Annotated in this window: 17 protein-coding genes; 10 read left to right on the top strand and 7 right to left on the bottom strand. The window is 64.0% G+C overall.

Annotation, left to right across the window (positions count from 1 at the left end; genetic code table 11):
* Nucleotides 1-37: 37 nt before the first annotated feature.
* The 3 genes from PGC08_RS03715 to PGC08_RS03705 are packed head-to-tail and all read right to left on the bottom strand — an operon-like array spanning nt 38 to nt 2,994.
* Nucleotides 38-1,480 carry an aldehyde dehydrogenase family protein gene (locus PGC08_RS03715; protein ID WP_271709548.1) on the bottom strand — a complete coding sequence of 481 codons (1,443 nt, stop codon included), beginning with the start codon at nt 1,478-1,480 and terminating at the stop codon, nt 38-40.
* Entirely contained in the window at nt 1,477-1,878 is a 402-nt protein-coding gene (locus tag PGC08_RS03710; RefSeq protein ID WP_009881530.1) for a sterol carrier family protein, read from the bottom strand. The genes PGC08_RS03715 and PGC08_RS03710 overlap by 4 nt, the downstream gene beginning before the upstream one ends.
* Nucleotides 1,879-1,893: 15 nt before the next feature.
* Entirely contained in the window at nt 1,894-2,994 is a 1,101-nt protein-coding gene (locus PGC08_RS03705) for an asparaginase (RefSeq protein WP_271709547.1), read from the bottom strand.
* A gap of 33 nt (nt 2,995-3,027) precedes the next feature.
* On the opposite strand from PGC08_RS03705, the gene purD reads away from it, so the two are divergent.
* From purD to purQ, 10 genes are all read left to right on the top strand, one after another.
* Nucleotides 3,028-5,298: a phosphoribosylamine--glycine ligase gene (gene purD, locus PGC08_RS03700; RefSeq protein ID WP_271709546.1), complete on the top strand. Its 2,271-nt coding sequence runs from the start codon at nt 3,028-3,030 to the stop codon at nt 5,296-5,298.
* 374 nt (nt 5,299-5,672) lie between these two features.
* Nucleotides 5,673-7,169: an aminobutyraldehyde dehydrogenase gene (locus PGC08_RS03695; RefSeq protein ID WP_114320287.1), complete on the top strand. Its 1,497-nt coding sequence runs from the start codon at nt 5,673-5,675 to the stop codon at nt 7,167-7,169.
* An 81-nt stretch (nt 7,170-7,250) separates the two neighbouring features.
* Nucleotides 7,251-8,900 carry an amidohydrolase gene (locus PGC08_RS03690; protein ID WP_271709545.1) on the top strand — a complete coding sequence of 550 codons (1,650 nt, stop codon included), beginning with the start codon at nt 7,251-7,253 and terminating at the stop codon, nt 8,898-8,900.
* Nucleotides 8,897-10,057 (top strand): ABC transporter ATP-binding protein, encoded by a 1,161-nt coding sequence (locus PGC08_RS03685; protein ID WP_009881525.1) that lies wholly within the window; start codon nt 8,897-8,899, stop codon nt 10,055-10,057. Before PGC08_RS03690 ends, PGC08_RS03685 begins: the two co-directional genes overlap by 4 nt.
* 1 nt (nt 10,058) lies before the next feature.
* Entirely contained in the window at nt 10,059-11,222 is a 1,164-nt protein-coding gene (locus PGC08_RS03680) for a polyamine ABC transporter substrate-binding protein (RefSeq protein WP_029416528.1), read from the top strand.
* Nucleotides 11,219-12,205, top strand: coding sequence for an ABC transporter permease (locus tag PGC08_RS03675; protein ID WP_009881523.1), 987 nt, complete (start codon nt 11,219-11,221; stop codon nt 12,203-12,205). The genes PGC08_RS03680 and PGC08_RS03675 overlap by 4 nt, the downstream gene beginning before the upstream one ends.
* Before the next feature lies 1 nt (nt 12,206).
* A complete protein-coding gene (locus PGC08_RS03670) occupies nt 12,207-13,070 on the top strand; it encodes an ABC transporter permease (RefSeq protein WP_009881522.1) in 864 nt (287 codons plus the stop codon).
* A gap of 148 nt (nt 13,071-13,218) precedes the next feature.
* Nucleotides 13,219-14,640 (top strand): NAD(P)/FAD-dependent oxidoreductase, encoded by a 1,422-nt coding sequence (locus PGC08_RS03665; RefSeq protein WP_271709544.1) that lies wholly within the window; start codon nt 13,219-13,221, stop codon nt 14,638-14,640.
* A gap of 116 nt (nt 14,641-14,756) precedes the next feature.
* Nucleotides 14,757-15,011: a phosphoribosylformylglycinamidine synthase subunit PurS gene (gene purS / locus PGC08_RS03660; RefSeq protein ID WP_009881520.1), complete on the top strand. Its 255-nt coding sequence runs from the start codon at nt 14,757-14,759 to the stop codon at nt 15,009-15,011.
* Nucleotides 15,011-15,748 carry a phosphoribosylformylglycinamidine synthase subunit PurQ gene (gene purQ / locus PGC08_RS03655; protein ID WP_096160391.1) on the top strand — a complete coding sequence of 246 codons (738 nt, stop codon included), beginning with the start codon at nt 15,011-15,013 and terminating at the stop codon, nt 15,746-15,748. Before purS ends, purQ begins: the two co-directional genes overlap by 1 nt.
* Nucleotides 15,749-15,875: 127 nt before the next feature.
* On the opposite strand, the gene PGC08_RS03650 is transcribed toward purQ, so the two are convergent.
* The 4 genes from PGC08_RS03650 to PGC08_RS03635 form a co-directional block, all read right to left on the bottom strand.
* Nucleotides 15,876-16,664 (bottom strand): hypothetical protein, encoded by a 789-nt coding sequence (locus tag PGC08_RS03650; protein ID WP_271709543.1) that lies wholly within the window; start codon nt 16,662-16,664, stop codon nt 15,876-15,878.
* 636 nt (nt 16,665-17,300) lie between these two features.
* Nucleotides 17,301-19,028, bottom strand: a complete 1,728-nt coding sequence (locus tag PGC08_RS03645) for a hypothetical protein (protein WP_271709542.1) — start codon at nt 19,026-19,028, stop codon at nt 17,301-17,303.
* Nucleotides 19,029-19,423: 395 nt separating this feature from the next.
* A complete protein-coding gene (locus PGC08_RS03640; protein ID WP_271709541.1) occupies nt 19,424-21,571 on the bottom strand; it encodes an ABC transporter ATP-binding protein in 2,148 nt (715 codons plus the stop codon).
* A gap of 1 nt (nt 21,572) precedes the next feature.
* Complete coding sequence (locus tag PGC08_RS03635; protein ID WP_271709540.1) at nt 21,573-23,306, bottom strand: ABC transporter ATP-binding protein; 1,734 nt, start codon at nt 23,304-23,306, stop codon at nt 21,573-21,575.
* Nucleotides 23,307-23,334 lie beyond the last annotated feature (28 nt).

Below are 23,334 nucleotides of genomic sequence, written 5' to 3'. Positions count from 1 at the left end.
GAGGACCGTGACCAGACCGCGTCACAGTGTCAGGACCTCACAGCTTCACGACGACGGTCTTCGTCTGCGTGTACTCGTCGAAGGCTTCTATGGACTTCTCACGGCCGTAGCCGGACTTCTTGAACCCGCCGAAGGGCAGTTCGACTCCCCCGCCGGCACCATAGGTGTTGACGAAGATCTGCCCGGCCTCCACCTCGGCGGCGACCCGGTGCGCCCGGGAGATGTTCTGCGTCCACAGCGCCGAGACCAGACCGTAGTCGGTGCCGTTGGCCAGGGAGATCGCCTCTGCCTCATCGCCGAAGGTCATGGCCACGACGACGGGTCCGAAGACCTCTTCCTGTGCGATCTTCGACCCCGGGGACACATTGTCCACGATCGTCGGCCTGATGAAGGCGCCCCCGGCGAGGTCGGCGGCGAGCCCCTCGGGGCGGGTGCCGCCGGTGACGATCTGGGCGCTGCCGATGTCGGAGAGGAACCCTTCGACGCGGGCCTGCTGCTTCGTCGAGATCAGGGGCCCGAGCATCGGATCATCGGAGCCGTACCCGATGGTGACCTTCTCCATGGCGGCCGCCATCTTCTCGATCACCTCGGCCTGGATGTCCTGAGCGACGATGAGCCGGGACCCGGCCGAGCAGGTCTGACCGGCGTTCTGGATGATCGAGCGCACCAACGACGGGATGGCAGCGTCGACATCGGCGTCGGAGAAGACGATGTTCGCGGACTTTCCACCGAGCTCGAGCACCGTCGGGATGACCCGATCGGCAGCGGCATGGGCGATCTGCGAACCGGTCTGGGTCGAGCCGACGAAGCCTAAGTGGGCGATGCCCGGATGCGCGGCCAACGCCGCCCCCGCCTCGGCGCCCAGGCCTGTGACCACGTTGAACGCACCGGCGGGGAAGCCCACAGAGTGGATGAGTTCGGCCAGGCGGACCGTGGAGCGTGGGGTTTCGTCGGCGGGTTTGGCCACGGCGCAGTTGCCGGTGGCCAGCGAGGTCGCGGCGGCACGGCCGATGAGCTGGAGCGGATAGTTCCAGGCCACGATGTGTCCGGTCACGCCGTACGGCTCGCGGCGGGTGTAGACGTGCATGTCCTCGGACATGGGGATCGAGTGCCCGTAGTAGGACTCGATGGTGTGACCGTAGAACTCGAAGTAGCGGGCGCAGACGTCGACGTCGGCGTAGGCCTGGGTCAGGGGTTTGCCCGTGTCCTCGGATTCGAGGCTGGCCATCTCATCGCGGTTGGCCCGGATCACTTCGGCGGTGGCGACCAGCAGCTTCGACCGCTGCTCGGTGCTCGAGCGCTTCCATTCCTGCTGTGCCCGGGCCGCGGCCTTGACCGCCCGGTCGACTTCGTCGGCTCCGCCTCGGGAGACATCGCCGAGGTGTTCGCCCGTAGCCGGGTCGACGTTGGCGTAGGTGGTCAGCGAGGGGACGTGGCGTCCACCGATGAATGAGGTGGTCTGGGTGATCTGGGCGTTCATCGCCGGCCTTCCAATTCTGCCGATGTGTACAGCGGGACGAAGTCACTGATGTCCGCGCGGGTGCCCGAGGCGTCGACGGCGCCTTCGGCCAGTGCGGCGGAGAATTCTGTCTTGCCGGTCACGATCTCCAACCACACCTGCGCCGAGGTTTCGACGACGTTGGGCGGTGTCCCGCGGGTGTGGCGGGGGCCGGGAATGCACTGGGTGACGCCGAAGGGTGGGACGCGGACCTCGACGCTGTTGCCCTCCGCCCGTGATGCGAGCTCCTCGAGTGTGAAACGCACCGCGGTGGCCAAAGTCGACCGGTCTGCCGTTGTCGCGTCGGCCTCAGAATGGGCCACCCACATCTCGAGGGCGTTGCGGCCCTCGTCGGGGTCTATTCTTCTGCGAATCGCCATCAGTGACTCTCCCTCTTACCTGATCCTCGCTATATCTTCACCCACGTTGATCTGCCCGACAACTGCCGTCCGCCCCTCGGAATCGATTCCGCCGGTGACGGACTCGGTGATCTCTGCGATGACCTCGCCGAGGAGATCGTCGCTGATGTCTGGAATCGCTCCGGCCTTGCGCAGCAGGGTCAGAGCCACGAGCCCCGTAGCCCGGGAGGACCCGTCGAGGCACTTCAGGGCCACCGAGTACCCGGCTTTCGTGGACATGACGATCACGCCCTCGGCCCCGCCCTTGGCGAAGATGCCAAGGCGGTCGATGACCGTGGAATTCGGTCTGCCGTGGCCCTCGATCGCCCAGGGTTCGGCGAAGACGGCGCCCATGAGGGTGCGGGCCGCGGGCGTAAAGGAGGCAAAGGGTTCCGTCGCCGAGGTGGTCCCCGGGTCTGCGTCTCCCGTCGGGTCTGCGTCTGCATCGGTGCAGCCCAGGCGCACCACGCGGCCGATCCCCCGAGCCAGGCCGGTGAGGCTGAGGGCGAAGACAGGAGCCCCGCAGCCGTCGGTGCCGAGCGCGGCCGGAGTTTCGCCGGCGAAGGCCTCGACCACCTCGGCGATCCTCGCCTGCACCGGATGGGCAGGTTCAAGGTAGGTCGCGGTCTCGGCACCGAGGGCGGTGGCGGCCATGAGGAACGCCGCATGTTTGCCGGAACAGTTGAAATACAGGCGCGATGTCGGGTCGCCGGTGCCGGCTTCCTGCAGGCTGCGACGGAAAGCACCGTCGGCGGGATGCGCCGACGGACAGCGGAGGTCATCCACGCTCAGGCCAGCGGATTCGAGCATCCCGGCAACCGCCTCGGCGTGGCCGGCCTCGCATTTGTGGGACGCGGTCGCCAGTGCCGCCCAGGTGCCGGTCACCTGCTCTGTGAGACTCATCGCGGCAATCGCCTGCAGCGGCTTGAGGCTCGATCGGGTGAACACGGGAGCCTCCGGTGCGCCGAGGCTGATCAGGGGTGAGCCATCCGGGTCGAGGACGACGGCGGAACCGATGTGGCGGGATTCGACGAACCCGCTGCGCTCGACGAAGGCCAACTCGGCGGCGTCGGCGGAAACGAAAGTGGAACGAGTCACGCACTCAAGCCTACGACCTTATAGTCTGGTGGGGTGAAGGTTCTTGTCATCGGTTCGGGCTCCCGCGAACACGCCCTCGTCCTTGCTCTCAGTCGCGACCCTCAGGTCGACGCCGTCATCGCCGCACCCGGCAACCCGGGAATCGCTGCGATCGCGCACACCGAAGCTGTCGATATGAACGACGCTGCGGCAGTCACCGCTCTGGCGGAGACGCTAGACGTCGACCTCGTCGTCATCGGCCCCGAGGCACCACTGGTCGCCGGGGTCGCCGACGCCCTGCGTGAGTCCTCGTTCCCGGTCTTCGGGCCCAGCTCCGAGGCCGCGGTCCTCGAAGGATCGAAGGCGTTTGCGAAGGAGATCATGGAGTCCGCGAACGTGCCCACAGCACGTGCCGTGGTCGCCTACACCCCTGACGAGGCGGCCGCTGCCCTCGACGAATTCGGCGCCCCCTACGTGGTCAAGGCCGATGGCCTGGCAGCGGGCAAGGGCGTCGTCGTGACCTCGGATCGCGCCGAGGCTCTGACCCACGCCAGCTCCTGCCTCGAGGTCTCCGACCGGGTCGTCATCGAGGACTACCTCGACGGTCCCGAGGTCTCCCTCTTCGTCCTCTGCGACGGCCAGCACACGCTGCCGCTGGCTCCGGCCCAGGACTTCAAACGCATCGGCGACGGTGACACCGGACCCAACACCGGCGGCATGGGCGCCTACTCACCGCTGCCGTGGATCCCGGCCGGCACCGTCGACGACATCGTCACCACCGTCGCTCAGCCTGTCGTCGATGAGATGACCCGCCGCGGCACCCCGTTCGTCGGCCTCCTCTACTGCGGACTCGCCCTGACTTCGAAGGGCATGCGAGTCGTGGAGTTCAACGTGCGCTTCGGTGACCCCGAGACCCAGTCCGTGCTCGCCCGCCTGCGCAGCCCGCTGGGACAGACCATGCTCGCCGCCGCCGAGGGTCGCCTCGACGAGGTCGGTGACCTCGACTGGGATCCGCGCACCTCGGTGACCGTGGTCATGGCCGCCGAGAACTACCCGAGCACACCCCGCACGGGCGACATCATCCGCGGCCTCAACACGGCCGATGACCTCGACGACGTGCACATCCTCCATGCCGGGACCGCCCGCGCCACCGATACCGGCGCCGGGTTCGCTCCCGAGGACACTGTCATCTCCGAAGACGTCGCCGAGACCGGAGACATCGTCACCGCAGGTGGCCGCGTGCTCTCCGTCGTCTCGCTCGGCGACGGCCTCGACGAGGCACGGGCCAAGGCCTATGCCGCCGTGGACGAGGTCAAATGGGACGGCGAACAGCACCGCACCGACATCGCCGAGGTGGCCGCCCGCGGGCAGATCGCCGTGGCCGACATCTACCCGGCCCCCGCAGAGGCAGCCCCCACAGCGACTGGACTCGGCTCCCAGGCACCCGAGCTTCCGGGCTGGACGCATGTCTACTCGGGCAAGGTCCGCGACCTCTACATCCCCGATACGGCCGCCGATGCCGCCTCTGCCGAGCAGCTGCTCATGGTCGCCTCGGATCGCATCTCCGCCTATGACTGGGTCCTCGACTCAGAGATCCCCGACAAGGGCAGGGTGCTCACCGGCTTGAGCCTGTGGTGGTTCGACCAGCTCTCCGATGTCATCGGCAACCACGTCATCAGCTCCGATGTCCCCCAGGCCGTAGCCGGCCGCGGCCTCATCGTGAAGAATCTGTCGATGCTGCCCATCGAATGCGTGGCCCGTGGCTACCTCACCGGCTCCGGCATGGCCGACTACAAGGCCACCGGGTCCGTGTGCGGAATCCAGCTGCCGGCAGGTCTCATCGAGGCCGACCGTCTGGAGCCCGCGATCTTCACTCCGGCGACCAAGGCGGAACTCGGCGACCATGACGAGAACGTCAGCTTCGCTCAGATCACAGAGACCATCGGCGCCGAGGCTGCCGAGCAGGCCCGTGACCTGACGATCGAGATCTACCAGCGCGCGGAGGCCATCGCCCACGAGCGCGGCATCATCCTCGCCGACACGAAGTTCGAGTTCGGGACCCTGCCCGACGGGACGATGGTCCTCGGCGACGAGGTGCTCACCCCGGATTCCTCACGTTTCTGGGATGCCGAGAGCTACGAGGCAGGCCAAGCGCAGGCGAGCTTCGACAAGCAGTTCGTCCGCGACTGGCTGACCAAGGAGTCCGGCTGGGACAAGTCCTCGGACACTCCCCCGCCGGCGCTGCCCGCCGAAGTGGTCGAGAAGACCCGTGCCCGCTACATCGAGGCCTTCGAGAAGCTCACCGGCCAGAAGTTCCCCGCCTGAGGCTGAGCTCAGCCAACTGGCACAGCCACAACAACGCTCATACCGAAACAACGCCGCACCGCCGATACACCGCTGCCCACGCAGTGGCTTCGGCGGTGCGGCGTTGTTTCGTAGGCCGGTCTGACCCCAACTCTGCCCCCGACCCCACTCAACGACATCGCGCGAATATCGCAGACGTGACCACTGATTCAGCAGGGAAATATGCTGACTGGTCATTGTTTTCAACTCGAATCCGTCTCATACAACGGAATCGGTGGATTCACCCCACCGGTTCCGCTACTCTGTGTGACCAGGGCCACACGGCCCCGCTGAGACAAACGGCCTCACACAGGCCCCCACATACGCAGACGTGCAACACGGTTGGAAGTGACGATATGCATTATTGGAATGGCAGCTATCACGAAGGCAGCGGCAGACCCTTCACCCTCGTCAACCCCGCCACCGGTGAGACGACCGGAGAGTACACACTCGCGAACACTGCCGACGTCAACGAAGCCGTCGCCTCGGCGAAGGCCGCCTACCCCGCATTCAAGGCACTGACTCCAGGCGAACGTGCGGAGCTGATGCTCGGTCTCGCCACCCAGCTCGAGGCGCGCGCAGACGAACTCGCCGAACTCGAGTCCATGCAGACGGGCAAGTCCATCCGCCTGGCCAAGGAATTCGACGTGCCCGGCTCCATCGACAATGCGAAGTTCTTCGCCGGGGCCGCCCGTCAGCTCACCGGTCTGGCCGCCGGCACTTATTGGGAGAAGTCGACGTCGATGACCCGGCGCGAACCCCTCGGCGTCGTCGGTTCGATCGCCCCCTGGAACTACCCGCTGCAGATGGCCGCGTGGAAGATCTTCCCCGCCGTGGCTGCCGGCAACACGATCGTGCTCAAGACCTCGGAGATGACTCCCGGAACCTCACTCATCCTCGCCGAGGCCGCCACCGCGGCAGGCTTCGCCCCCGGTGTCATCAACGTCATCGCCGGTGACGGGCTCGAAGCCGGAGAAGCGCTCATCACCCACCCCGACGTCGTCATGTCCTCCTTCACCGGGTCGACGAAGGTCGGTCGGCGCATCATGGAACTCGCCGCGGCCAAGGGGTCCCGCGTCCACCTTGAGCTCGGTGGCAAGGCTCCGTTCGTGGTCTTCGACGACGCCGACATCGAAGCCGCCGCACGCGGTGCCGTGGCCGGGTCGCTCATCAACTCCGGACAGGACTGCACCGCGGCCACCCGCGCCATCGTCGCCCGCGAGCACTTCACCGCCTTCACCGACCGCGTCACCGAACTCATGACCGGCGTGCGCGTGGGCAACCCGACCGACCCCGCCACCGACATGGGCTCCCTCATCTCCCTGACCCACCGCTCACGGGTCGCCGAGGTCGTCGACCGTGCCCGCGAATCCGGGGCCCGAATCCACTGCGGCGGAGCGATCCCGACGACGAACCACCTCGGCGAGGCTCTGCCCGGTAACACCGAGTCAACGGCCTACTACGCGCCCACGCTCATCAGCGGAATCGACACCGACGCCGAGGTGTGGCGTGAGGAGATCTTCGGTCCCGTCCTCGTCGCTCTCGCCTTCGACACCGACGATGAGGCCATCGAACTGGCCAACGACACCCCCTACGGCTTGGCGGCGAGCGCATGGACGACGACCACAAACCGGACGATGCGTGCCGCGGCCGACATCGAAGCCGGATGCGTGTGGATCAACGAGCACATTCCGATCGTCTCCGACATGCCACACGGCGGGTACAAGGCCTCCGGATTCGGCAAAGATATGAGCCAGTACTCATTCGATGAGTACACGCAGGTCAAGCACGTGTTCATCGACCAGCACGAGGACCCGCACCACGAATGGCAGGACACGATCTTCACGTCCTGAGCACTGGTGCACATACAATGACAGCCAGGCGGGCGCGTACGGCGCGCCCGCCTCACCTTCGACAAGGAAGTCGGGAGGACCATGAACCTCGACGTTCTCGACGTCAGCATCTTCGACGGGGACTCCGTCCTGCCTGCGGACCGCATCAGCATCCGCGACGGAATCATCACCGAGATCAGCACCGGAACCGCTGCGGACCCGGCCGACCACACGATCACGGCCACGGGCAAGCTCATCACCCCCGGGTTCGTCGACGCCCACGTGCACACGACCTTCGGCGGGCAGGAGTCCCTGGCCTGTGACCTCAGCGAAGCCCAGGGTCTGCAGGCCTCACTCGACGTCATCCGCAGCTACTTGGCCGCGACGGCCGAGTCTGCCGCGCCCGGCTCCTGGGTCACCGGCGGCGGATGGTCGATGTCCGACTTCCCCGGCGGGGCACCGAGTGCTGCGATCCTTGACGAGCTGAGTCCCGAGCGCCCCATCATCCTCCTCAGCGCCGACCACCATTCGGCCTGGGTGAACTCGAAGGCCATGGACCTCGCCGGACTCGACGCCTCCACTCCCACTCCGCCCGGCGGCGTCATCGAGAAGGACGAATCCGGGACCCCGACCGGGTGCCTGCACGAATCTGCCATGGACCTCGTCTCGGTCCACGTCCCCGACGCCAGCGATGCTGAGATCCGCGCCGGGCTCCTCGCCGGGCAGTCCTCCCTCCATGCCTTCGGCATCACCGCGTGGATGGACGCCATCGTCGGCGACTACTCCGGGCACCGCTCCCCCTTCGACGCCTACCTCGAAGCAGAGGACACAGGCGAACTGACCGCCGAGGTGGTCGGGAGTCTGTGGTGGCCTCGTGACGTCGAGGACATCGACGCCCAGGTCGCAGCCCTGGTCAGGAATCGGCGAGAACAGGGACAGTTCCGCACCACCTCGGTGAAGTTCATGCTCGACGGCATCGTCGAATCTCGCACGGCCGCCATGAGCAGCGAGTACGCCTGCCCCTGCGGTGGCTTCGGCACCAGTTACTTCACCCGCGAGCACCTGCACGCATCCTTCGCCGCCCTCGACGCGGCCGGCTTCGACATCCACTGCCACGCGATCGGAGACGCGGCCAATAAGGCGGCCCTCGACGCATTCGCCGCCATCGGGACCAGCCCGGACAGCGCCGAGCCTGGGACCAGCGATCGCCGTCACCACATCGCCCATGTCCAGGTCGTCGACCCCGTCGACATTCCCCGCTTCGCCCAGCTCGGGATCACCGCGAACCTGCAGGCTCTGTGGGCATGCCACGACCAGCAGCTGCTTGACCTCAATCTTCCCTACCTCGGGGCCGAACGCAGCACCTGGCTCTACCCGTTCAGGTCCTTCGCCGATGCCGGCACCCACCTGGCCATGGGCTCGGACTGGCCGGTGTCGACACCGAACCCCTGGGAGGCGATCCACGTCGCCGTGAACCGCTCACATCCCGATGCCGGCGACCCGGCCCCGCTCCTTCCCGAGCAGGCCATCGATTTGACCACCGCGCTGCGTGCCTACACCTCCGGGTCCGCGCACCTGCTGCGTTCGGAGGTCAACGGCAGAATTCGCACCGGGCAGATCGCGAACCTCGCGCTGGCCAGCGCCGACCCCTTCGACCTCGAGCCGCAGAGACTGGCCGAGGTGCACAACGAAATGACGATCGCAGGCGGCCGCATCGTCCACGACGCCACCACCGCTGAAAGGCAATCATGACCACGACAGCCACTCCCGATGCAACGGCGCCCACACAGCTTCAGCACTTGGAAGTTCAGGGGGTGAAGAAGGTCTTCGGTGACAACACCGCGATCGAACGGCTCGACCTGTCGGTGCGCAAGGGCGAGTTCCTCTCCCTGCTGGGCCCCTCGGGCTGCGGCAAGACGACCCTGCTGCGCATGATCGCCGGTTTCGAGGCTCCCACCGATGGGGCGATCCTGCTCTCGGGCAAGGACATCGTCAGCCTCCCACCGCACAAGCGCCCCGTGAACACGGTGTTCCAGTCCTACCTGCTGTTCCCGCACATGAACATCGCCGACAACATCGCCTACGGTCTCAAACAGTCCAAGACCCCGAAGTCGGAGATCGCCGACAGGGTCCGTGAGGTTTTGGCCCTGGTGCAGATGGAGGACTTCGCCGGGCGCAAACCCGAACAGCTCTCCGGCGGTCAGCAGCAGCGCATCGCCCTGGCCCGTGCTCTGGTCAACCGTCCCCAGGTTCTCCTCCTCGACGAACCGATGTCGGCTCTGGACCGGAAGCTGCGTGAGGAGATGCAGCTCGAACTCAAACGCCTCCACACCCGCCTGGACACGACCTTCGTCTTCGTCACCCACGACCAGGACGAGGCGCTGGCGATGAGCGATCGCATCGTGGTCATGTACAACGGCGTGATCCAGCAGATCGGGACCGGTGAGGACATCTACGCCAACCCGGCCAACGGCTTCGTGGCCGGGTTCATCGGCAAGCAGAACTTCGTCCCCGCCGAGGTGACCGAGATCCACGGTTCCACCGCGACGTTGAGAACGGCGAACGCTGTCATGGAAACACCCACCCTCGACATCCGCCCCGCCTCGGCGACGGGGACTGCTTCGACGTTGAGCGTCGGGGACAAGGTGCGTGCCGCCATCCGACCCGAACGCATGCGCGTGGCTCCCGCCGGGACCGGGGACTTGGTCGCGAACTCTGCTCGCGGTCGCATCCTGTCGGTGTCCTTCCTCGGCGACGTCATCCAGTACATGCTCGTGGCCGGGGACAACGATGAGCTCCTGGCCCGGGTGCCGGCGGCCGGCAATGAGCTGCTGGCCGCCGACGCCGAGGTGGACCTGAGTTGGAATGCCGACGACGTGGCCGTCTACGACTACGAGGGCGGTGTCTGAGATGGCAGGCAGAATTCCCGACGTGCGCTTCCTGGCACCCCGGGCCGCCTCGGCGAGGCTGAGCAGGCGAGCGCTCCTGGCCGGATTCGGTGTTGTCGGTCTGGGCGCGCTGAGTGCTTGTGGCCGGAACACGACGATGGCGAAGTCACCTCCCACCGACGGCGAGCTCGAGTCGAAGCTCAACATGTACTCCTGGGGCGACTACGACAACCCGGACCTCATCGACGCGTTCAAGAACGAGCACGATGTCCTCGTGCAGGTCGACTCCTTCGGTTCGAACGAGGAGCTCATCGCGAAGCTCTCAACCTCGCGTGGAACGTCGGGCTATGACGTTGTGGTGCCGACCGGATCGAATATTCCGCAGATGCTCAAACACGATCTGCTCCAGGAGATCAACCTCGACATGATCCCCAACTTCGAGCACATGGATCCGAACTTCACGAACCAGTACTTCGATCCCGACAACAAGTACTCGATCTGCAAGGCCTGGGGCACCACCGGATTCGTCTACAACACGAAGAAGATCTCCCGGGACATGAGCAGCTGGCAGGACTTCATCGATGTCGCGCAGAAGGAAGCCGCCGGGACCACGTCACTGCTCGAGGACCCGTGGGAGGTCTCGGCCATCGCACTCGCGGCGCAGGGATACAGCCTCAACACCCAGGACGAGAAGGAACTCGAGAAGGCACGCACGATCATCCTCGACCAGCTGGCACCGAACACGAAGGCCTATATCGGCAACGCGGCCACGGGCATGATCCAGGGCAGCTTCTCACTGCTGCAGGCGTTCAACGGTGATGCCAGGCAGGGACTGGGCGAGGTGTCTGATCCCGAGAACTGGAAGTTCGTGTTCCCGACACCGTCTGCGAACCTGTGGACGGACTGCTGGGCCATTGCCACCGGCGCCCCACACCCCGATTCCGCACACGCGTTCATCAACCAGATGATCTCGCCGGAGACCGCGGTCGAACAGCTCGACTACATCGGCTACCCCATCGGTACGAAAGGGTTGGCCGAGCAGGCAAAGGAAGCGGACCTCGATCAGCAGGAGCTCATCTTCCCCGCCCAGAAGGTCCTCGACCGACTCGAACCCAGCAAGCAGACCCCGGCCGATCAAATCCGCACGAAGATCTACGCCGATGCGCAGGCAAGGAGCGGAGCATGAGCACGCAGGCAGCCACACCCAACGAGAAGGATTCGACCACGCAACGGCCGAGTCGAAAAACTCAACGACCGACCAAGCCGGGTGGAATGTCGGCGAAGTTCTTCGGCGCCTCGGCCCTGTCGTTCCCGACCTGGGCGTATGCGCTCTTCTTCTTCATCATTCCCGTCGCTCTCGTCATCTTCTACAGCTTCGGCTACAAACCCGACGAGTTCACGGCCGTGGCCACGGACAAGCTCTCCTTCGGCCGGTATCCCGATGCCATGTCCGCCAGCTTCGTGTCCACGTTCTTCGCGACCCTGCGGATCTCGATCGTCGGCACGATCCTGTGCCTGATCATCGCTCTGCCGTTCGCCTACTGGCTGGCCATCAAGGTCTCACCGGCCAGGCGGTCACTGGCTCTGGCCTTGGTCATGGTGCCGTTCTGGACGAACTTCCTGGTCCGCACCCTGGGGTGGCAGATCATGCTCTCCCCCGACGGTTTCCTGTCCAATTGGATGCAGGGCCTGGGGATGCTCGATGGGCCTCTCGACATTCTCTACACACGCACGGCGGTGCAGATCGGTGTCGTCTACAACTATCTGCCGCTGATGATCCTGCCGCTCTTCGTAGCCATCGACTCCGCAGGTCAGAAGCTGCGAGAAGCCAGCTACGACCTCGGCGCGGGTAAGGTCACGACGTTTTTGCGCGTGACCCTGCCGATGGCGATGCCCGGTGTCGTCTCCGGGTGTCTGCTCGTGTTCATCCCGCTCAATGGTGACTACGTCACGGCCACCGTCCTCGGTGGGGCGAGCGGGTCGATGGTCGGTCAGCTCATCGCCAACCAATTCAATACGGCCCAGAACTGGGCGGTCGGCGCGGCGATGGCGGTGATCCTCATTCTTGCCACCCTGGTGGTCGTCGGGGTCGGCTTCGGTCTGCTCAAGTTGGGGCAGGCGATCGCTGCGAAGCTGGGCAGTGTGCCGCTGAAAGATGGGAGGGCCTGAGATGTCGAAGAAGAATACGTTCGCTCGTCGCACCCCGACGGACATCGGCCTCCACGTGTGGGGAATCCTGGTCTTCGCCTACCTGTTCATCCCGATCGCGGTGATCATCGCGTACTCGTTCAACACCGGCAAGGTGCTGGCGAACTTCCGCGGCTTCGGCCTCGACGCCTACATCTCCGGGATCAACAACGACGTCATCATCTCCTCGGTCGTCACCAGCCTCCAGGCCGCGGTGGGCGCGGCGCTCGTGTCAACGATCTTCGGCACCCTCGGCGGTGTCGCTCTGGCCCGCGCCCCGAAGGGCGCATGGTGGGCCCTGGGTCTGACCGCAATCCTCGGGCTCACCCTGGTCACACCCGAGATCGTCGACGGCATCGCGTTCCTGCCGTGGTTCGTCACCGTCGGTGTCGATTGGGGCATCACACCGTTGAACAACGGTCTGGTCAGGCTCATCATCTCCCACTCGATGTTCTCCATGGCGATCGTGACGTTCATCGTCCGGGCTCGCCTGGCGGGCATGGACACGCAGCTCGAGGATGCGGCCGCGGACCTGGGGGCCACCCCGTGGAATCGGTTCAAGGACATCACCTTGCCCATCGCTGCTCCCGGCATCCTCGCCGGTGCGCTGATGTCGTTCACCGTCAGCCTCGACAACACGATCCTCTCGAGCTTCGTGCAGCAGCCCGGCTACACCCCGTGGCCGGTCTACATCTTCTCTGCGGTGAAGGTGGCCCTGCGCCCCGAGGTCGCAGCGATCTCGACCCTGATGTTCCTCCTCACCCTTTTGGCCCTGGCCTTCGTCGGCTTCGTGCTGCGCAAGGCGGGTGGAAGTTCGACAGAGATCATCAAGACGATGGCCGGCTGATCCCCGGCACCCTCGCCGAGGTGGGGCCCGGTTCCGCACTCCGGTTCGGTTCGTCTCACTTCACCATCACCCGAATTCTGTGACACGCTCACACTGCGAAGATTGTCGCCTGGCCTGATGAACGCCGCCGGGCAGAAGGAGAAATGACATGGACGTCACCGCCGCATTGGCCGACGCATCCACCGTGCCGTTCTGGCTCGATTCCGATCAGCGTCCCGAGCCCCTCCCGCCGCTGACTCGTGACCTCGAGGCCGACCTCGTCATCGTCGGAGGTGGTTTCACCGGTCTGTGGACGGCGCTGCAGGCGAAGGAACGCGATCCCGGGCGCCACGTCGTCCTGGTGGAGGCGAATTCGATCGGGTGGGCCGCCTCGGGGCGCAATGGAGGGTTCTGCGCCGCCAGCCTCACCCACGGTTATGACAACGGTGAGTCCCATCTTCCCGCTGAGAACGAGCGTCTGGCGCAGCTGGGGTTGGACAACCTCAACGAGATCGAAGCGGCTGTGACCCGGTACGGCATGGACGTCGAGTTCGAACGCACCGGTGAGCTCGACGTCGCCACCGAGGACTACCAGGTTCCCGAGCTGCGAGAGGCTCATGATCCCGAGGCCGGCTTCATCTTCTACGATCAGCAGGAATTGGCGCAGATCGTGAAGTCGCCGACGTACAAGGGTGCACTCTGGGACTCTCGCGAGGTTGCGATGGTCAACCCGGCCAAACTGTGCTGGGAGCTGCTGCGGGTCATCCGGGAACTCGGCGTCGAGGTCTTCGAAGGCACGAAGGTCACCGATGTCAGTGACCGGAAGACGAACGTGCAGATCACAACCCTGGTGACGTCCCAGGCGCTGGAGGACTGTGCAAGCGCTCCGTGCAGCATCATCACCGCCAAGCGGGTGGCCCTGGCGACGAACGTCTTCCCCTCGCTGCTCAAACGCGTCAGCCTGCACACGGTCCCGGTCTACGACTACGCCCTGATGACCGAGCCGCTGAGCGATGAGGAGCTGACATCGATCGGCTGGGACGGCAGGCAGGGCATCGGTGACTGTGCGAACCGATTCCACTACTACCGACTGTCGGCAGACAACCGGATTCTCTTCGGCGGGTGGGACGCTGTCTACCACTACGGGCGGCAGGTGTCGTGGAAGTACGATCAGCGGGCTGAGACCTTCGAGACCTTGGCCGCGCACTTCTACGAGACGTTCCCCCAGCTTCAGTCAGTGAAGTTCACCCACAAATGGGGTGGGCCCATCGACACCTGTTCGCGGTTCTTCTCCTTCTTCACCACGGCCTACGGCAAGAAGGTCGCCATGGCCGCCGGTTTCACCGGACTCGGCGTGGGCGCCTCGCGCTTCGCGGGCACCGTCATGCTCGACCTGCTGTCTGGGCAGGACACCGAGCTGACCCAGTTGGAGATGGTGCGCAAGCTCCCTCTGCCCTTCCCACCTGAGCCGGTGGCCTGGTTGGGCATCCAGATGACGACGAATGCCCTCATCAAGGCCGACGGCAACGAGGGTCGGCGCGGTCCGCTGCTCAAGGCCCTCGACGCAGTGGGCATGGGCTTCGACTCCTGAGGCTGACTGTGGGGTCCGCGGCTCGGACCGAAGGCGGGAGTTCCCTCCGTGCTTGATAGACTTTGAACGAGCGCGGGAGGAACTCCCGAACACTTTCTTGAAGGAGCAGAACACGCATGGCACGTGTCGTCGTTGAGGTGATGCCCAAACCCGAGATTCTTGACCCTCAGGGTAAGGCGATCTCCGGTGGAATGTCCCGACTCGGCTTCACCGGTTTCGGTGAGGTTCGACAGGGAAAGCGCTTCGAACTCGAAGTCGAGGGTGAGGTCACCGAGGAGGTTCTCGCACAGGCTCGCGAGGCCGCAGAGAAGCTCCTGTCGAACCCGGTCATCGAGAACGTCGTGGCCGTTCGCGCCGTCGAGGAAGCCTGATGACCGCAGTCGCCACCGACCCCACCATCGCCGAGGCGGGTGCTGAGTCCGGAGTCTCGATCGGTGTTGTGACGTTCCCCGGGACGCTCGATGATCGTGATGCCGCACGTGCCGTTCGTCTTGCCGGTGCGAAGCCGGTCAATCTCTGGCATGCCGATTCCACGCTTGCCGGTGTCGACGGTGTCATTCTGCCCGGTGGGTTCTCCTACGGGGACTACCTGCGCTGCGGTGCGATCGCGGGCTTCGCTCCGATCATGGAGGCCGTGGTCTCGGCCGCGAACGCCGGAATGCCGGTCCTGGGCATCTGCAACGGATTCCAGATCCTGTGCGAATCGCATCTGCTGCCCGGTGCCCTCATCCGCAACGACCACCAGCATTTCATCTGCCGTGACCAGGAACTGGTCGTGGAGAACACGAAGACCGCCTGGACCGGTGACTACACACAGGGCCAGACCATTCGGATTCCACTGAAGAACGGTGAAGGCGGATTCGTCGCCACCGATGAGGTCCTCGACGAACTCGAAGGCACTGGTCGTGTGGTCTTCCGCTACCAGGGGCTCAACCCCAACGGTTCTCTGCGCAACATCGCCGGCATCACGAATGAGGCCGGAAACGTCGTCGGACTCATGCCTCACCCCGAACACGCTGTCGAGGCCGGTTTCGGCCCCGAAGACGGCGGCGGCATCGACGGTCAGGGATTCTTCTCCTCGGCCGTGCGCACTCTGGTCAAGGGCTGACCTCTCCGCCTGACGGCGGTGACACAAGCACGCTGACGGCACCAGGTCCCGACTCCACGGCAATATTCCGGGCGTCGGGACCTGGTGTCATTTCCATCCTGTTTCCAGCTGATGAGATCACGGCCCCTTAGTTATCGATGTACACCGTCAGCGGCACCGAGTCATCGAGGTCGCCGCATTCTGCAGTGATGACGTACTTGCCCCACAGGTCCTTGCTCGAATCCGCCACAAATCGGACTGATGCGGACTTATCCTTACCGGTAAGTTGGCTCTTTTCCCAGACCTTCGTCTGACCATTTTTGTTCTTCTTGAATGCTCGGAACCGAACGTCATCGTCGGCCGAGCAGTTGACCATGGTGAGATTGATTCCGTCAGTGCTGAGCACCGTGTCGTTCGTCTCCGGCTCCGGATCCACCAACAAAGTGCCATCATTGTATTCGCCCCGGTCACCCTCGATGATTCCGATGTCTGTCTGATATTCGTTCAGCGACTTGCCATCTCGTTCGACATTAACCAAGAAGGAGATGTTTCCCCGCGCCTCGGGTTTCTCGTCCGCCACGACCGATCCGTCGAAAGCTCCGTCTTTCTTCACCGTCACCTCCTCCCTCTCCTCAGCGTTCAGGATCGGAGTGACGACGTCCCCGGCTTTGAGTCCGTCGATTGTGTATTCGATGCCCTTTCCCTGAGTCACTTCCAGTGGTGTCATCACAGCGTATTTCAAAGCCAGAGCATGATCTGTTGATGTCGCACTACCCTCCGAATCATCATCGCCGGCGGCAGAGTGCGCAGACGTCTGGTTCGCCTCCTCGGGCGCGGTGTCAGTGGGAGTGGCTCCGAGTTCAACTGCGGTCGCCGGTCCGGCTCCGAACGCGGTCAGGCCGAGGGCGACAGTGGCTGCGAGTGCAAGCTTCTTCATTGTGATCATCCTTCGTTCGCATCGTTGGGTCAGATCAAGATGTGTTGCCGTATTCGGTTATGCCACCGACGATACGAGCGAAGGACAGGGGTTGTGGATTGTGTTCATTGTGGTCATGACAGGGCTGTCATGACGGATCTGTCACTCTGTGATGACAATGAGACTTGCTCATCGTCGAGCTGAGCTGAGGCTGAGTCGAGACTGAGACTGCGGAAGCTGAGCCGGCTGGCCCATGCCCCCGAATCGGAACGTCGCTCCTGCTCAGGGCGTTGCGGCAGCCATGTCTGCGAGAGGGAGCTGCGTTTCTGCGTGGCGATGTCCCTGATCTGGGCACAGGTGGTGCTCAGTTTCGGAGTCACACGCTGATGACTTCGCGCGTCGCGCGCGATCCAATCGTTATGGGCATTTTCGAGCCGCTGCTCCTCTCACGGCACAGGTCCGATGCTGCCCAGGCGGCGTGCCTGCGAGATGCTGCCGTCACAGTTTCGCTGCTTGGTTCGTGGCACGCAGTTCGGCCCCGGTACACCGACTCATCATCAGATTCGATGAGTCGGTGTACCGGGGCCGAATGCCCTTGGGTCAGAATCGATTCGCGCCGACGGGCCGGGAGCGTTCACCAACCCGCCGGGTCATCGATCACCGCCCGGACTGAGCTTTGCGGCGAGCGAAGAGGATCGTCACCGCGCCTCCCAGAATCAGAGCGGCACCCGCAGCGAGTCCGGTGATCTCAGCACCGGTGCGAGGCATCGAGCCGGCATTTCCGGGATCATCGCCTTCGCCGGAATCGCCACCGTTGCCGGCATCGCCACCCGTGCCGGTGACCACGAATTCACCGCTCAGGCCCCGGTCCATACAGTTCGCCTTCACCATGTAGGTACCGACATAGGCTGCGGGGCTGCTCTCGAGGCCGTAGACCTGGACCGAGGCCGCACCGTTCTCGTTGGCTTCGACCGTCCTGTCATAGAGCTTCTCGCTGGGTTCGAATCCCCAGACCTCGAACAGAATGTCACTGCCGGGCTCGCACTCGGTCACTGTCATCGTCACGCCTTTGTCCCGGTTGACGAAGTCCTCGCCGGAGATCTCTTTCGGGTCGATGGCGAGCTTGGGGTCGACGACGCTGCCATCATCGGTCACGGTGAACGTGGTCTCCGCGCTGCGGTCTCCGCAGGTGGCCATGACGAGGAAGTCGCCGACCCACCCTGTACCGCCATCACCGTCGGGGACGAAGTTCGCGGACCCTGCGGCGTCCTCACCTGCTTCCTGCGATTCCTCCCACACAGTGGTGTCAGGATCACGCTTTGTGCTCACTCGGAAGTTCACCTCGTCGTCAACATGGCAGTTGACGAACGTCAGGTGGACTCCGTTCTCGAGGAACTTCTGCAGCCCCTGAGTCTTGGGTGTCACGGTGAGATCCGCGTTCGATTCATCGCCGTCGCCGTCGCCTTCGCCTTCGGTCACGGTGAAGGTCGACTCCGCGCTCTTGTCCCCGCACGAAGCCGTGACCACGAAGTCACCGACCCAGCCGTCACCGCCTGTACCGGGGATGAAGGTGGTGAATCCGGCCGCATCCTCACCGGCCATCTGCGAGTCTTCCCAGATAGTGGTGTCGGGGTCGCCCTGGCGAGTGATGCGGAAATTGACCTCTTCATCCACCACGCAGTTGACGAGGGTGATTTTGACACCATCGTTCATGAAGTCATCCAGGCTCTGAGTATTCGGCGAGACCGTGAGGTCAGCCTCCGCATCCTCATCATCGGGTGCGACGACGGTGACGCTGCCGCTGAAGGTCTTCGACTCCTCACCGGCGCGGGCGACAGTGACCGTGACACTGAGCGTGTCACCCGTCTTGAGCTCGGTATTGCCGAGGATCGTTCCGGTGAAGGCACCGTCACTCTCAACAGTCGTCGACGTGGCCTCACCCGGTTCAGCGGTGACAACGTCCCCAGCTTTGAGAGGATCGACGGTGTATCGGATGCCCTGGTTGGGGTCACCGATCTCTTCGGCCGTCATCTCTGTCTTCTCAAGCGAGAAGCCGGCTTCGATAGCCGCGGATTCCTCTGCGCCGTCGTTGGCGCCGTCGTCAGCTGCGCCGTCGTCAGCTGCGTTCGGATCGGCTGCCTCGTCCGTAGGTGGGTCGTTGGCCTCAGCGTCACCCTCCGCTTCAGTGGTGCCTGTGCCCGGGTCGGCTGCGTCGACGCCGGTGTCGTCGCCTTCGCCGGGATCGGCTGAGGCTTCGCTGGGAGCCTCTGCGCCTTCTTGCGCGGCCGAGGCTTGGGTTGTCGTCGTTGTGTTTGCGACCGCCGGACCGACTCCCATAGTGGAGACTGCCAGGGCGATGCTTGCTGCAAGTGCCAGCCGTTTCATGATGTTCCTTCCAGAGACCTGGGTGGCTGCCATGTTCGGTTATGGAAAGGACCATACGTACGTAGTTAGCGGGGTGCGACTTTTGGTCTTTTAGTTCATGACGGAAATGTGATTGAGATATTTCAGAATGTTTATCTCTTTGAGACCTCGCGATATTCCGGGGTGCGATCGGCCCTGCGTCTTTCGGATCCGGCTCCCCCGCCACCATGTCTTTCACTCCCAAAACAGCGCCGGAGACTGCGCATGAGCGGAGTCGAGTCCATGTCACGATTGTGCAGAGATGGTCGTCTGGGGCCGAAAATCGTTACCTCCGAAGTGAATAGATTTCGGCCCCCACAGCCGAAGCTGCAGGGGCCGAGTCACCAGATGCGATCAATTCATCATTCGCAATCGGTTCAGGTTTCGGTGGCCGCACCGTCCCCGTCACCGGTGTCATCAGCCTCAGCCGTGTCATCAGCATCATCAGTATCGGTGTGATCGTCGACGACGATTCCGGTGTCGGTCTCGGCAAGCACCTCGACGGTGAATTGCTCCTCCGCATCTTCGCCGCGGAACTGCGACATGTAGAGGCGGTAGTACGCACCCTCTGCAGCCAGCAGCTGTTCATGGTTGCCGTGTTCGACGATGGCTCCGTCCTCCATCACCAGGATGGTGTGGGCGTCGCGGATCGTCGAGAGGCGGTGGGCGATGACGAACGATGTCCGGTCCGTTCGCAGCGCTGCCATGGCCTGCTGGACAAGCACCTCGGTGCGGGTGTCGACCGAGGAGGTCGCCTCATCGAGGATGAGCAGCGACGGGTCGGCGAGGAACGCGCGCGCAATGGTGATGAGCTGGCGTTCACCGGCGGAGACGCTGCCACCGTCGGAGTCGATGACCGTGTCATAGCCCTCGGGCAGCTGTCGCACGAAGCGATCGACCATGGTCGCCTGGGCCGCGGCCATGACCTCGTCATCGGTGGCGTCGAGCCTGCCGTACCGAATGTTCTCTCGGATGGTACCCTCGAACAGCCACGCGTCCTGGAGCACCATGCCCACATGGGAACGCAGGTCTGCTCGAGTCAGACCCTGGGTATCGATGCCATCGAGGTAGATGTGACCACCGGTGATCTCATAGAAGCGCATCACCAGGTTGACCAGGGTGGTCTTACCCGCCCCCGTCGGTCCGACGATGGCCACCGTGTGACCGGGCTCGGCGGTGAACGAGACCTTCTCGATGAGTGGGGTGTCCTCGGTGTAGCGGAAGCTGACCTCGGAGAACTCGACCCGGCCCGGTGTGCGCTGCGGCAGCGTCTCCTGGGCATCATCGGGCTCTTCTTCCTCGGCATCAAGGAGTTCGAAGGTCCGCTCCGCCGAGGCGACGCCGGACTGCAGCATGTTCGCCACGCCTGCCATCTCGGAGATCGGCTGGGAGAACTCGCGGGAGTACTGGATGAACGCGGTCGCATCACCCAATGTCATCTGCCCCGAGGCCACCTTCAGACCACCCGCGACGGCGATGAGGACGTAGCTGAGGTAGGACACGAACTGCATTGCGGGCATGATCATGCCCGACACGAACTGCGCACCTGCCGAGGCTTGGTACAAGGACTCGTTGCGACGGTCGAACTCTTCGAGCATGATCTCGTCGCGGCCGAAGGCGCGGACCACGTCGAGGCCGGAGAACGATTCTTCGACGTGTCCGTTGACTTCACCGGTGTGTTTCCACTGTGCTTTGAACATCTTCTGCGACCGGGTGCCGATGACTCCGGCGATGACCGCGGACAACGGAAGCGCAATGAGTGCCAGAAGCGCCAGCTGCCAGGACACGATGAACATCATCACGCCGATTCCCAGAATGGTCAGAGCCGATTGGACGAGCTGAGAGAAGGCCTGTTGCAGCGCCTGCTGGATGTTGTCGACGTCGTTGGTCACCCGCGACATCACGTCGCCGCGCTGCCTGGTGTCGAAGTATCGCAGCGGGAGTTTGTTGATGGTGCGTTCGATGTCTTCGCGCAGCCGGTAGACGACCCGCATGACGAGGGCGTTGAGGATGTAGCCCTGCGCCCACATGAGCATCGAGGCCACGAGGTACATGAGGAGGACGATGATGATGATCTGGCCCAGGGCGTTGAAGTCGATGCCCTGTCCGGGAACGACTTCTGCCGTGGCGAGCATATTGGCGAAGTCGTCTCTGCCTTCGGCGCGGGCACCGGCGATGATGTCGTCGATGTCGGCTCCCGCCGGCAGCTGTGACCCGATGACACCGGAATAGACGATGTCCATGGCCTTGCCCAGCACCTTCGGGGCGATGACGGTGAGGATGACCGAGCCGATGACGAGCGCCACGACGTTGATGAGGCCGAGCTTCTCCGTCGCCATCAGCCCGAAGAGTCGTTTGACCGAGGGCCAGAAGTGCTTGGCCTTCCGGGCCGGGGTGTCGCTGAACATGTCCCCTTCATCACCCTGGGGAAGGTACTCCTCTTCGCTGCTCTGCGTCGTATCGGGTTCGACTGTCGCCGCCGAGGTGGATGATGTAGCCGAGGTGGTGGTTTCGTTGTTCGCCATGTCAGTTCACCCCTTCGGTGGCTAGCTGGGATTCGACGATCTCCTGGTAGGTCTCGTTCGCGTCGACGAGTTCCTCGTGCGTTCCCCGACCGACGATCTTGCCTTCGTCGAGGACGATGATCTGGTCGGCGTCTCGAATCGTTGAGACGCGTTGGGCCACGACCACCACCGTCGAATCACCGGTGGTGTCGTCTAGGGCGCTGCGCAGTCGGGCGTCGGTGGCGACGTCGAGGGCAGAGAACGAGTCGTCGAAGACGAAGATCTTCGGCTTGGCCGCCAGCGCTCTGGCGATGCAGAGCCGCTGCCGCTGTCCGCCGGAGAAGTTCGTGCCGCCCTGGGCGACGCTCGCCTCAAGCTGATCGGTCTTGTCGGTGACGAAGTCTTCGGCTTGGGCCGTGGTCAGTGCCTCCCACAGTTCCGAATCATCGGCGAACTCGTTTCCGAACCGGAGGTTGGAGGCGATCGTGCCGGAGAACAGATACGGCTTCTGCGGCACCAGACCGACCAGCTGTGCCAGCTGGTGACGGTTGAATGCGCTGACGGGGACACCATCGATGAGCACCTCGCCTGACTGCGGATCGAGCAGACGAGGAATGAGGTTGACGATGGTGGACTTGCCGGCACCTGTGGCACCGATGATCGCAGTCGTCGTTCCCGGCTGTGCGGTGAAGCTGAGGTTCTCGAGAACGGGAACCTCAGCCCCGGGATAACCGAAGGTGACATTGCGGAACTCGAGCTCACCTCGGCGAGGGAGTTCGTCGACGCCCTTCGGGATGATCATGGACGAGGTGGAATCGAGGACCTCGGAGATGCGCTCAGCGCAGACCACGGCGCGGGGAATCATCATCATCATGAACACACCCATCATCACGGCCACGAGGATCTGCAGGAGGTACTGCAGGAAGGCTGTGAGTGAACCGACTTCCATCTGGCCTGCGTCGACGCGGTGGCCGCCGAACCACAGCACGGCGGCTGTGGCCAAGTGGAGGATCATCATGATCGCGGGGAACATGAGCACGAAGAGGTTGCCGACCTTGACCGAGGTCAGCGTCAGTGCCCGGTTGGCGTCGGCGTAGCGGTCGGCTTCGAAGGGTTCGCGCACGAACGCACGCACGACCCTGATGCCGGTGATCTGTTCACGGAGGACTCCGTTGATGTCATCGACCTGTTCCTGCATCCGCCGGAACAGCGGCATGAGCAGGTAGACGAGGATGCCGACGACGATGAACAGCGCCGGCACGGACACCCACACCAGCCAGGACAGTCCCACGTCCTCGCGAAGGGCCATGATGATTCCGCCGATGCACATGATCGGAGTGGAGACCATGAAGTTCAGGGTCATGAGCACCAGCATCTGGACCTGCTGGACGTCGTTGGTGTTGCGGGTGATGAGGGTGGCGCTGCCGAACTTGCCCACCTCCAGCGTCGAGAGTTCATCGACCTTGCTGTAGATGGCCCGGCGCAGATCCCGACCCACTCCCATGCCGGTGCGGGCACCGAAGAAGATGGCGGTGACGGCGGTGACGACCTGGACGAGGCAGACGATGATCATCGTCATGCCGGTCGACCAGATGAAGTCAGTATCTCCCTTGGCAACACCCTGGTCGATGATCTGTGCATTCAGGCTCGGCAGGAACAGGGCTGCGATGGTCGCGGCCAGCTGCAGGATGACGACGAAGACGATGTAGAGCCAATAGGATCGAGCGTATTTCAGGGACAGGCGTAATAGGGCCACGATGGAAGTCCAGTGATATGAGTGGTTC

Source organism: Brevibacterium sp. BDJS002 (genome assembly GCF_028201555.1).
GTDB classification, from domain to species: domain Bacteria; phylum Actinomycetota; class Actinomycetes; order Actinomycetales; family Brevibacteriaceae; genus Brevibacterium; species Brevibacterium aurantiacum.
This window is presented reverse-complemented; position numbering and strand designations above follow the sequence as displayed.

What these genes read in the sequence shown, in the direction of transcription:
- PGC08_RS03715 (WP_271709548.1), bottom strand. Translation starts at nt 1,480, where the DNA reads ATGAACGCCCAGATCACCCAGACCACCTCATTCATCGGTGGACGCCAC.
- PGC08_RS03710 (WP_009881530.1), bottom strand. Translation starts at nt 1,878, where the DNA reads ATGGCGATTCGCAGAAGAATAGACCCCGACGAGGGCCGCAACGCCCTC.
- PGC08_RS03695 (WP_114320287.1), top strand. Translation starts at nt 5,673, where the DNA reads ATGCATTATTGGAATGGCAGCTATCACGAAGGCAGCGGCAGACCCTTC.
- PGC08_RS03690 (WP_271709545.1), top strand. Translation starts at nt 7,251, where the DNA reads ATGAACCTCGACGTTCTCGACGTCAGCATCTTCGACGGGGACTCCGTC.
- PGC08_RS03685 (WP_009881525.1), top strand. Translation starts at nt 8,897, where the DNA reads ATGACCACGACAGCCACTCCCGATGCAACGGCGCCCACACAGCTTCAG.
- PGC08_RS03680 (WP_029416528.1), top strand. Translation starts at nt 10,059, where the DNA reads ATGGCAGGCAGAATTCCCGACGTGCGCTTCCTGGCACCCCGGGCCGCC.
- PGC08_RS03675 (WP_009881523.1), top strand. Translation starts at nt 11,219, where the DNA reads ATGAGCACGCAGGCAGCCACACCCAACGAGAAGGATTCGACCACGCAA.
- PGC08_RS03670 (WP_009881522.1), top strand. Translation starts at nt 12,207, where the DNA reads ATGTCGAAGAAGAATACGTTCGCTCGTCGCACCCCGACGGACATCGGC.
- PGC08_RS03665 (WP_271709544.1), top strand. Translation starts at nt 13,219, where the DNA reads ATGGACGTCACCGCCGCATTGGCCGACGCATCCACCGTGCCGTTCTGG.
- purS (WP_009881520.1), top strand. Translation starts at nt 14,757, where the DNA reads ATGGCACGTGTCGTCGTTGAGGTGATGCCCAAACCCGAGATTCTTGAC.
- purQ (WP_096160391.1), top strand. Translation starts at nt 15,011, where the DNA reads ATGACCGCAGTCGCCACCGACCCCACCATCGCCGAGGCGGGTGCTGAG.
- PGC08_RS03650 (WP_271709543.1), bottom strand. Translation starts at nt 16,664, where the DNA reads ATGAAGAAGCTTGCACTCGCAGCCACTGTCGCCCTCGGCCTGACCGCG.
- PGC08_RS03645 (WP_271709542.1), bottom strand. Translation starts at nt 19,028, where the DNA reads ATGAAACGGCTGGCACTTGCAGCAAGCATCGCCCTGGCAGTCTCCACT.
- PGC08_RS03640 (WP_271709541.1), bottom strand. Translation starts at nt 21,571, where the DNA reads ATGGCGAACAACGAAACCACCACCTCGGCTACATCATCCACCTCGGCG.